We start from the raw sequence: 10,577 nt of genomic DNA on the forward strand, positions 1-10,577 counted from the left end.
GGTTTTGATATTAAAGCCCTTGCAATTGACACCCTTTTTTTCATACCACCACTTAATTGTTCAGGCATCATATCAGCAACACTTTCATCAAGTCCAAGGGATTTCAAACTTTCTATGGCAAGATTTTTTATTTCTTCCTTACTTTTATCTGTATGATAAAGATAATAAAACCCGACATTTTCCCAGACAGTTAAAGAATCAAATAAAGCAGAGTTCTGAAATACCATTCCCATTTTTCCTTTTATTTCCATCAATTCTTCTTCTTTAAGAATACGCATATTTTTGCCAAAGATATAAATTTCTCCTGTGTATCTTTTTATTATCCCAAGAATTGTTTTTATTAAAACCGTCTTTCCACAGCCAGATGGACCAACTATAACAATAGATTCTCCCTTTTCAATATCAAAATTTATATCTTTTAATACATCTTTATTCCCAAGTTTTACATTCAAATTTTTAACAGAAATTATTTTTTCCATTTTATACAAAATAAAAAAGACCTGTTATAATTAAATTTGCAAGAATAATTAAAAAAAACGATGATACAACCGCATTTGTTGAAGCCCTTCCAACTCCTTCTGCTCCACCATAAGCATTAAGTCCTTCATAAGAAGAAACATTAACAATAATAACTGCAAAAACTACAACTTTTAAAAGTCCTATAAGAAAATCTTTAATGTTTACGTATTTAAAACTCTGATACAGATAAATACCCGAAGGAATACCAACCATAAAGACACCCACAAAAAAACCGCCAATAATTGAAATAAAAAAACTTAAAATAAAAAGACAGGGAAGGGATATAATTCCTGCAATAACCCTTGGAGTTACAAGATATACAACAGGGTCAACAGCCATAACTTCTAATGCATCTATCTGTTCTGTAATTTTCATAACACCTATTTCTGCAGCAATTGAAGCGCCTATTCTACCAGCAATAATTAAAGCAATTAAAACAGGACCAAGTTCTCTAATCATTGAAATCGTAACAAGCCCTCCTGAATACATTTCAGCACCAAATTTTTTAAGAGTATGAACTGTTTCCATAACAAGTACCATTCCTGTAAATAAAGATATTATTCCAACAAGAAACAATGACTCATTTCCAATTTCAAGTATAAACTTTAAAATGTCCTCTTTTTTCTTAAATTTTGTTATCTTTTTTGTTGAAGAAAAGATAAGAATTGAAACTGAACCCATATAGTTAATAATAAACAAAAATTTCTCCCCAAGATTTTCCAAAAATTTTTTCATATTTCCTGTCTTGGTGTATAGTTTTCAAATCTTGTGTATTCTTCCAGAAATGTAAGAAAGACAGAACCAGTTGGACCATTTCTTTGCTTTGCTATTATAACTTCTGCTATACCCTTATTTTCTTCTGTTTCATTATAATATTCTTCCCTGTATAAAAGTAAAACAAGGTCTGCATCCTGTTCTATTGAACCACTTTCTCTTAAATCTGCAAGTTGTGGTTTTTTATCAACTCTTTGTTCAGTAGCCCTGCTTAACTGAGAAACTGCAATCACAGGGATATTCAACTCTTTTGCAAGTGATTTTAAAGATGCTGAAATTTCACTTATCTCCTGCTGTCTATTCTCAGCCCTTCCTTTTCCTCTCATAAGTTGTAAATAATCAATAATTATAACCTGAATATTTTCTTTTGCTTTCAATCTTCTCGCCCTTGCTCTCAATTCAAAAACATTTAAAGAAGGAGTATCATCAATAAAAATTGATGCTTCTTCAAGTTGAGATGCAGCAATTAGTAATCTGCCTATTTCTTTATCAGATAGAAGCCCCTGCCTTAATTTCAAAATATTAACCTTTGCCTCACTGCATAACATCCTCTGAACAATCTGTTCTTTGCTCATCTCAAGGGAAAAAATTAAAACTGGGATTTTTTCTACTCCTGAATTCAAATTAAGTGCGATATTACAGGCAAGGGCAGTTTTCCCCATTGATGGTCTTGAAGCAATAATAATAAAATCAGATGGATGAAGACCTGTTGTCATTTTGTCAAGGTCAATAAAGCCAGTTGGAAGGCCTGTAACATAACCTCTCTTATCCTGAATTTTTTCTATGTTTTCAATTGCATCTCTAATAAGGTTCTTTAAAGGATACGCTTCCCTTTCTATTTTATTCTGGCTTACTTCAAATATCAATGATTCTGCTTTGTCAAGAAGTGTCTCAACTTCATCCTGCTGATTATATGCTTCAGAAATAATTTTTGTAGCATTTGAGATTAAAGACCTCAATATATATTTTTCTCTGACTATTTTCATATAATCATCAACATATGCAGATGTTGGAACAGTTTCAACAATATGGGTAAGATATTCTACTCCACCAATTTCTTTAAGTGCATTTTCTCCTTTTAATATTTCTGTTAAGGTTATAAGGTCGCATTTTTCTCCTTTTTCAAAAAGTTTTACTATTGAAGAAAAAATTTTCTGATGTGCTTCACTGTAAAAAAAATCAACCTTGAAATTTTCAAGAACTTTAATCCTTGCCTCTTCATCAAGAAGCATACATCCTAAAAGAGCTTTTTCCGCTTCTATGTTTTGTGGAGGAATTTTATCAACAGGAATTTCTTCCTTTTTTTTAGGCATTTTATTTTTCTCTTATTATCCAGACCTTTATTTCACCTTCTAAACCCTCTGCCAATCTTACAGGAACTTTATATATACCCAGTTTTTTTATCGGTTCTTCAAGTATTATTTGATGTCTTTCTATATCAATATTAAGTTGTTTTTTTATTTCCTCACTTATTATTTCACTGGTTATTGCTCCAAAAAGTTTCTCGTCTCTACCTGCTTTTGCCTGTATAGTAACAGAACTTTCTTTCAATATATTTTTTAACTCTTTTGCCTGCTCAATCTTTCTCTTTTTCTTCGTCTCTTCCATCTTTTCTTTTTCTTTCAAAATTTTAATATTGCTTTCTGTTGCTTCAAGAGCATATCCATAAGGAATTAAAAAATTTCTTGCAAATCCATCTTTTATTTCTTTTATTTCTCCTTTTTTACCTTTGTTTTGATAATCTTTTATAAATATAACTTTCATTTTTCACCTCATATTTTAACAAACGGTAGAAGTCCTACAAATCTTGCTCTTTTTATTGCCTTCGCAAGAGCTCTTTGATGTTTTGAACAGACCCCTGACTGTTTTGAGGAAATAATTTTTCCCCTTGGAGTTATATATCTTCTTATTCTTCCTATATCTTTATAATCAATCTCATCAATATTTTCCTGACAGAATTTACAAATCTTGGTCTTCTTTGCCATTTTCCATTTCCTCCTTTTCTTCTATTATCTCAACATTGGGTTTTTCTAAAAATTGGAATCTTTCCACTCTGACTTCTATAGTTGATTTTTTTTCATTATCTTCTGTTTCCCAACTCCTGTAATGTAAAGAACCCTCAACAAATATCAAATTCCCTTTTTTCAAATACTCAGCACATATTTCTGCCTGTTTTCCCCAGACAACAAGATTTAAATAACAAGTATCTTCTTTCCTTTCTCCCTTTGATAGATATTCTCTATTAACCGCAAACCCAAAAGTAGCAACAGCAGTACCGCTTGTGGTATACCTTAATTCTGGGTCTCTTGTTAATCTTCCTATTAAAAAAACTTTATTCAGAAACGGACCCGGCATTAACCTCCTCCTCAAAATTTAACTTCTTTCTCTGTAAAATCAAATATCTCAAAATATTTTCTCTTCTGTAAAAATTGCTTTCAATCTTTGAGATATTTTCTGGTTTTGTTTTTATATAAAAAAGATAATAAATTGCCTCTTCCTTCTTTTTAATTGGATATGCAAGTGTCTTTCTACCAAGATTATCCTTTTTTACTATTTCTGCACCTTCTCTTAAAAGAACTCTTTCAATAAAATCAACTTCCTTATTAAATTCTTCTTCCGGTAAATCTGCTTTTATTAAAAAACATAATTCATAATTTCTCAACATATTTTTTTCCTCCTTCCATTTAGGATGATTTATTATTTACCGTCTATAATTTAATTATATTTAGAAATTTAAAAAAGTCAATAAAAATTAACTAATCATGAATTTCAATAATATCTCTATCCTGAAGAATATAATCCCTTCCAGCAATTATCACCTTATCATTTCCCTCTCTCCACAATCTTGCATATTTAAAATTTTTAAGAAGGTCTTTATGAATAATTTCTGCAAGTTCAATAACTGTTGTATTTTTCTTTAAAGTGTATGGATTTTCAAGGTCAGGTGGTTTTCCAGGTGTTTTCGTATATACTCTGATTATATCAAGAGAAATAAACATTTTTTCTTTTAGGATTTCAATATTTTCAGTATTTTTTGCAGAAATAGTTATTACTTCGGGTATTTTGTCAGAGTAAAATTCAAAAAAAATTTCTTTTATATCTTTACTTTCCGGTAAATCAATTTTATTTCCCACCCATATAATATTTTTATTAAATTTAAATTCACCCTCTTCTTTTATTTTAAACTTTTCAAGAACTTTTAATGAATCTTCCATTTCTTCAAGTATAAAATCGCTTGAAATATCAAATAAAAAAATCAAAGAGTCTGCTTTTCTTAAAATATCACCCACCCAGTTTTCTGTAAATTCAATAGATAAAGAAGGAGTATCAATCACCTGTATCTTTATATCCTGATAATCCATCATTCCTGGGGTTGGTATTTTAGTTGTAAAAGGATAATCACCTATTTCCGGATTTGCTTTTGTTAATTTTGAGAGAAGAGTGGATTTACCTGAATTTGGTGGACCACATATTCCTATTTGACCGGCTCCTTCCCTCTGTATCACAGGAACAGGTGATTTTTTCTTTGTTTTTGTCTGCTCTTCAAGCATCTTCTTATATTTTGATATTTTACTTTTTAAAAGTGCCTGAAGTTTCTCACTTGATTTATGTTTTGGCATTATGGCAAGCATTTCTTCAAGAATTGAAATTTTTTCTTCAATTGTCTTTGCTTTTTTTAATTCTGCTTCTTTTTCATGAAATTGTGGAGGAAGATTTACAACCATCTTTATTCCTCAATCAAACTTTTTATAACGGGAAGTAATTTATTAACATTGTATGGTTTGGTTACATAATAATCAGCGCCAATTTCATATCCTTTTATTTTATCTTCATTTTCACTTTTTCCTGTAAGCATCATAACAGGAACTTTTCTGCTCAAAGGACCCTTTTTAATTCGTTTTAAAACTTCCCATCCATCAATACCTGGTAGTACAACATCAAGAATGACAAGGTCTGGTTTATCTTCCTTAAAAATTTTCAATCCTTCTTCTCCGGTTGCTGCTTCATAAACAATATATCCTATCCTTTTTAACTCTCTGCTTAAAATCAATCTTTCTTCCGGGTCATCTTCAATAATCAAAATTTTTTTTATTTCCATATTATTATTTTACCACATGTAAATTCAAGTGTCTATTTATTTTAATTCCTTTAAATTTTTACAATTTAAGGAAAAACGACGATTAAAAATACTAAAAAGATTTTCCAAAATTTCTATTTCACAATTTATTTATCTCATCCCTATTGAATTTTAGAAATCTGTATTTTTTACTGTTCTTTATGTAATATACTCCTTTTTCCTTTATAACTTCGCCTATAATTTGTAGTTTAATTCTGTTTTTTTTACAAAAATCAATCAATTTTTTTTCTTCTTTCCTGTCTATTATTCCGAGAATACAACCGGAAGAAATTATACCCAGTGGATTAAATCCTAAAACTTTACAAAACTTAATAACAGGTGAATAAAACTTCAATTTTTTTAAATTAACTACAATTCCTATTTTTTTACTTTCCGAAATTTCATATAAAGCGGTTGATATTCCTCCTTCTGTCGGGTCATGCATCCATTTTATTTTAAAATTTTCCCACATTAATTTTGTTTCTTTAAATACACTTATCCCTGGATTTTTAATTGAATTTTTAACCTTTTTTAAATATTTCTCCGAAAAATATTTTTTTAACTCATCAAACTTTTCTCTTGCTATAATTGAAGCACCCTCTATCCCTATTTCTTTCACAAGAAAAATTTTATCTCCTTGTTTTATTTTTAAAAATTTTACCCTTTTTATTTTACTTCCAATCATAAATCCAACTGCAATAACCTTTTCAATACCAGAAATTATTTCAGTATGTCCACCTATCCACTTTATATTAAATTTCTTACATTCATTACTTATCTGGGAAAAAACATATTCAATATCAGAAAAAACTGTATTTTCCGGAAAAAAAAGAACACATAAAAACCATTCAGGAACTCCACCCATTACAGAAATATCATTTACATTAATATTCACAAGATAAAAACCAATATCCTTTGAAGTTAAAGTTATTGGGTCTGCCTTTGCATAAACATATTTATCTTTCATTCTAAAAATCGCACAGTCAATCCCCACACCAGGCAGAATCAATATCCCCTTATCTTTTGCTGTATATCTTTCAATCAGATACTTTAAAAATTTATTTGGAAGTTTACCTGAAGGAAAACCTTTTAAATTAAGAATGTACTCAATATCTTCAATATCATAAAAAACAAAATCAGCACCCTCTTTCAAAAAAACTTCTTCTTTTACATATTCACCAGCAATTCCAATACTCAATATATTTAATTTTTTCCCGCATCTTACATCTAAAAAATGGTCACCTACAAGAATAACCTCGTTTTTTTGTAATCCCATCTTTTTCAAACATTCTTTTATATGTAAAGGGTCTGGTTTATATTTTTTAACATCATCTCTTGTAAGAATAATATCATAAGGAATGGAAAACCTATCAACAACTTTTTCAACCACTTCTCTACAGTTTCTCGTAATTATTCCTATTTTTATACCTTTTTCTTTTAATTTTACAAGTAAATCCATAACCCCTTTTTTAGGATATGTCTTTTCAGATGCTTTAATTTCTTCAGTTTTTAAAATTCTATGCCCTAAAGAATAAAATTTTTCTCCCTTTTCTCCATTCAATTTTTTTATTTTTTCAAGTAATTCAAGAATTGGTAAATTTTCAGAAGGAATTTTAAGATTTAGTTTTTCTGCTTCTTTAAGTATCTTTTCTTTTATTTTCTTAAAATCAATAGAAAGAAATACAAGTGTCCCATCAAAATCAAAAATTACTCCCTTTACTTCCAAAACTTTTCTCCTTGATGATTAAAGATATTTTTTAAAATTCTCAATTCCTTTTTTAATGGATGGGACTGGATTTTCTGGTTCTCCCTCATATTCAATTATAAGCGGTCCCTGAAAATTTATCTCTTTAAGTTTATTCACAATTTTACCTATATCAATATTCCCCTCTCCAAGAACAACATCAACAGGTCTTCTATCTCTCTCAAAAATAAAATCCTTTAAATGAAGGGAATACAATCTTTTGTCAAATGTTTCAATCATTTTTACTGGGTCTATTCTTGAATCAAGTGACCATGCAGTATCAAGACAGAGTCCAATTCTTTCTGAAGTATTTTTAAAGACATAATCAAGTGTCTGTATATTTCCAAGCCAGTGCCATCCACCATGATTATGTATTGCAAGTTTAACATCATATTCATCAGCAAGTTTTTCAGCAACTCTAAAACAGTCAAAAATTTTATTTATATCAAAATCAGCACTTATGTATTTTGCTCCACACATTTTTACAAATTCAAAATATTTTCTCTCATTCGCTTCATTATTTGAAAAACCCTGAACTCCAATGGAATAAATTTTAACTCCTTCATCCTCATAAATTGAAATAACTTCTTTAAATTTACTCTCATCAAGAAAATTTATATGAACTCCACATAATTCAATTTTATTTAAACCCAGTTCTCTTACCATCTTTGCAACTTCTCTATTATCCTTAAAATTTCTGAAACAATAACTCTGAACGCCAAGATTTTCCATAAACTTATTCATACTTTCCCTCCTTTTTTAGTTTTTCTTCTATAATTTTAATTTCTTCAATTTCTTCTTTTTTTAACTGGTCTTCAAAAATACTGAAACTCAAAACCTCTTCAAAACCTTCTTTCAAAAATCTCATTAATTCTTTTTCATCAATATCTGAAATTATATCCTTCAAGCAACCAATTTTAGAAAAATCAACCTCTTTAATAAATATATTTTCCCACAAATCCTTTCTTATATCAATTAAAATTGAACCATGCTGTAAAAAAGAAAAATTATTTCTTCTCTGAGCAGAACCAATTACTTTTTTATCATTGTAAACTATATCATGCCTGGAAGATAGAGAAAAACAGGGTATATCAGTAAAGGATGGCTCTTCCCCTTCTGAAAATCCTCTTATTTTAAAATTTATTCCTTTCTTTTCTATCCCTTTGATTATCCCTTTGCACAGAATTATATATGAAGAAAATGGAGAAGAAAAAAAAGTATGATGGGAAGTATTCGCACAGAAAGAGTAAGTAATTTCTATATCATGAAAAATGGCACTTCCTCCTGTTGGTCTCATAACTATTGGAATTTTATTTTCTTCACAAAACTCAAGATTAATCAAACTCTCCTTTTTCTGATTATAACCTGTTGATACAGAACTCGGATTCCATTTATAAAACCTTAAAACAGGTAAATTTTTTTTATCAATACACTTCTGCCAGAAATAATAATCAAAAGCCATGTTAAAGAAAGGGTTGTAATTATCAGATATAATTAATCTGCATTTCATTTTTCTTTTATATTATTTATGAATTCATCCACATCTATTGCTGTATAGGTTGTTATTTTTACACTCCCTCTTTGAGATATTTCAAGAGATATTTTTGCAACAGTTTCTTCATTTGGAGCAGAAATAATGGTTAAAAAATCAAACGGTCCAAGAATAGCATATTGAGATAAAATTTTCCCACCCATTTTCTCAACCTCTTTATTCACTTCTTTTATTCTCTCTGGCTTTGTTTTAACAGTTTTTGCTCCTTTTTCAGTCAAGGTACTTAACATTACAAAAGTTTTCATTTTCTCACCTCCCCTCTTTTTTTAACAGTATCAAATATATGCCCCTGGCCCGACTTGAACGGGCGACTTTTCTCAGGAGGGGGTGCTTCCCCCTTCCTGAAATTCTCCCCCCAAAACGAAAAACATAGGGGACATTCCTTTCCCCTATAACCCCTTTGTGTCGCCCTTTTTATATCTTCCTCCAATTTTCAATTATTCTGTTTGCCTCTATTTTTCAATATGCCCCTGGCCCGACTTGAACGGGCGACACGCGGTTTAGGAAACCGCTGCTCTATCCTTCCTGAGCTACAGGGGCTTTAAGTATTTTCAAGGGTTTTCACAACTTCTGATTTTTCCTCTTTTCTGTTCAGTGCCAAATAGGTGCCACTTTTTTGTTCTTCTAAATAAAATTTTATTTCATCACTCAATATTTCAACTGCAAGTTTTTTATGTTCAGGGGATAAGTGTGCATATCTTAATGTTGTTGTAAAATCTTTATGTCCCATTAATTCCTGAACTGTTTTTAAATTTACTCCTTTCATTACAAGCCAACTTGCAAATGTATGTCTTAAATCGTGAAATCTAAAGTTTGTTATACCTGCTTTTTTAATAATTTTTTCAAATAAATGGGATATATAATGTTCACTTATATGGGAGTTTTTATCTTTTCCATAAAAAACATATTCACTTAAAGGGTCCTTTTCAATATTTAAAAGTGTCTGGAATACAATTTCATTCATAGGAACATATCTTTTTTCTTTACTTTTTGTATCCCATAAAGTTATAATCCTTTCTTTCATATCAATATCCTGCCATTTTAAATTTACTATTTCTCCTCTCCTCATACCTGTGCAATTATTATTATGCTTTTTAATGGTTCAGGTGCTAAATCTATTAATTTTTTTGCTTCCTCTGGTTTTAAATATCTTACAATTTGGTTATTTTCTTTAAATAATTTAATCTTTGGAGGAATTGTTTTTAATAATCCCCATTCAACTGCTTTATTTAACATTGCTCTTAAACATCCAAGTTCCCTATTTATTGTTGAACATTTTACTCCTTCATTTATTCTTTTTGTTTTGTAGTTTTCTATGTCTATTCCTTTTATTTCGTAAATGTATTTTCCTTTAAAGTAAGTATTAAGATTTTTTATGCTTGTAATGTCTCTCCTAAAACTTTTTTTGTTAATTCTGGAATATTTATTAAGATAAGTTTGGGTAAGTTCTTCAAATTTTATTTTTTCATTTCTTTTAATCTCTAAATATTTCCCTTCTATTATTCTTGTATGGATTGATGCTAAAGCTTTTTCTGCTTCTCTTTTTTTCTTACTTATTTTTTTTCTATGCCTTTTCCCTTGAAATGTAAAATCTATCCACCAATAACCATCTCTTTTAAATACTCTCATTTTTTTGTTTTTTATTATATACTAAACTTAAGATTTTATCAACTTTTTCTTCTATATTAACTGGATGGATTGTTTGTCTATCAATCCATTCATCAAGTTTAATTTTATCAAATTTCAATGACTTGTGGGAGAATTTAACATAAGGTATTTTCTTTTCATAAACCCACTTGTATAATGTTTTTACTGGTATTCCAAGATATTCACTTGCTTCTTTAATTGTTAGTAATCTTTTTTGTATTTTT

General features: G+C 29.4%; 16 protein-coding genes and 1 tRNA gene. All 17 read right to left on the reverse strand.

The annotated features are described in order from the left end of the window. A partial coding sequence (locus PKV21_06985; protein ID HOM27234.1) for an ATP-binding cassette domain-containing protein occupies positions 1-479 on the reverse strand: 479 nt, incomplete at its 3' end. 1 nt (position 480) lies between these two features. Beyond that, the gene (locus PKV21_06990; protein HOM27235.1) at positions 481-1,254 is read right to left on the reverse strand and encodes an ABC transporter permease; all 774 of its coding nucleotides are present in this window, start codon (positions 1,252-1,254) and stop codon (positions 481-483) included. Continuing rightward, the gene (dnaB, locus tag PKV21_06995; protein ID HOM27236.1) at positions 1,251-2,606 is read right to left on the reverse strand and encodes a replicative DNA helicase; all 1,356 of its coding nucleotides are present in this window, start codon (positions 2,604-2,606) and stop codon (positions 1,251-1,253) included. The genes PKV21_06990 and dnaB overlap by 4 nt, the downstream gene beginning before the upstream one ends. 1 nt (position 2,607) lies before the next feature. Further along, positions 2,608-3,057 (reverse strand): 50S ribosomal protein L9, encoded by a 450-nt coding sequence (gene rplI / locus PKV21_07000; protein ID HOM27237.1) that lies wholly within the window; start codon positions 3,055-3,057, stop codon positions 2,608-2,610. 8 nt (positions 3,058-3,065) lie between these two features. Next, on the reverse strand, positions 3,066-3,278 hold the full coding sequence (rpsR, locus tag PKV21_07005) for a 30S ribosomal protein S18 (protein ID HOM27238.1): 213 nt from the start codon (positions 3,276-3,278) through the stop codon (positions 3,066-3,068). Next, a complete protein-coding gene (gene ssb, locus PKV21_07010; GenBank protein HOM27239.1) occupies positions 3,253-3,648 on the reverse strand; it encodes a single-stranded DNA-binding protein in 396 nt (131 codons plus the stop codon). Before ssb ends, rpsR begins: the two co-directional genes overlap by 26 nt. Beyond that, positions 3,626-3,958, reverse strand: a complete 333-nt coding sequence (gene rpsF / locus PKV21_07015) for a 30S ribosomal protein S6 (protein ID HOM27240.1) — start codon at positions 3,956-3,958, stop codon at positions 3,626-3,628. Before rpsF ends, ssb begins: the two co-directional genes overlap by 23 nt. Before the next feature lie 91 nt (positions 3,959-4,049). Next, positions 4,050-5,018 (reverse strand): 50S ribosome-binding GTPase, encoded by a 969-nt coding sequence (locus PKV21_07020; protein HOM27241.1) that lies wholly within the window; start codon positions 5,016-5,018, stop codon positions 4,050-4,052. A gap of 2 nt (positions 5,019-5,020) precedes the next feature. Then, positions 5,021-5,392 carry a response regulator gene (locus PKV21_07025; GenBank protein ID HOM27242.1) on the reverse strand — a complete coding sequence of 124 codons (372 nt, stop codon included), beginning with the start codon at positions 5,390-5,392 and terminating at the stop codon, positions 5,021-5,023. Between the two features lie 118 nt (positions 5,393-5,510). Continuing rightward, a complete protein-coding gene (locus PKV21_07030; protein ID HOM27243.1) occupies positions 5,511-7,136 on the reverse strand; it encodes an HAD-IA family hydrolase in 1,626 nt (541 codons plus the stop codon). A gap of 18 nt (positions 7,137-7,154) precedes the next feature. Continuing rightward, positions 7,155-7,898: a sugar phosphate isomerase/epimerase family protein gene (locus PKV21_07035; GenBank protein HOM27244.1), complete on the reverse strand. Its 744-nt coding sequence runs from the start codon at positions 7,896-7,898 to the stop codon at positions 7,155-7,157. Beyond that, positions 7,891-8,664 (reverse strand): lipoate--protein ligase family protein, encoded by a 774-nt coding sequence (locus PKV21_07040; protein ID HOM27245.1) that lies wholly within the window; start codon positions 8,662-8,664, stop codon positions 7,891-7,893. Before PKV21_07040 ends, PKV21_07035 begins: the two co-directional genes overlap by 8 nt. Then, positions 8,661-8,951, reverse strand: a complete 291-nt coding sequence (locus tag PKV21_07045; protein ID HOM27246.1) for a GYD domain-containing protein — start codon at positions 8,949-8,951, stop codon at positions 8,661-8,663. Before PKV21_07045 ends, PKV21_07040 begins: the two co-directional genes overlap by 4 nt. 220 nt (positions 8,952-9,171) lie before the next feature. Continuing rightward, positions 9,172-9,246: transfer RNA gene (locus PKV21_07050), tRNA-Arg, on the reverse strand. A 1-nt stretch (position 9,247) separates the two neighbouring features. Beyond that, on the reverse strand, positions 9,248-9,775 hold the full coding sequence (locus PKV21_07055) for a site-specific integrase (protein HOM27247.1): 528 nt from the start codon (positions 9,773-9,775) through the stop codon (positions 9,248-9,250). Beyond that, positions 9,772-10,335, reverse strand: a complete 564-nt coding sequence (locus PKV21_07060) for a hypothetical protein (protein HOM27248.1) — start codon at positions 10,333-10,335, stop codon at positions 9,772-9,774. Before PKV21_07060 ends, PKV21_07055 begins: the two co-directional genes overlap by 4 nt. Beyond that, positions 10,322-10,577: helix-turn-helix domain-containing protein (locus PKV21_07065; GenBank protein HOM27249.1), on the reverse strand; the 256-nt coding region annotated here is incomplete at its 5' end. The genes PKV21_07065 and PKV21_07060, both read right to left, overlap by 14 nt.

The sequence above is a fragment of the bacterium genome, assembly GCA_035371905.1.
Taxonomy (GTDB): Bacteria; Ratteibacteria; UBA8468; order B48-G9; family JAFGKM01; genus JAMWDI01.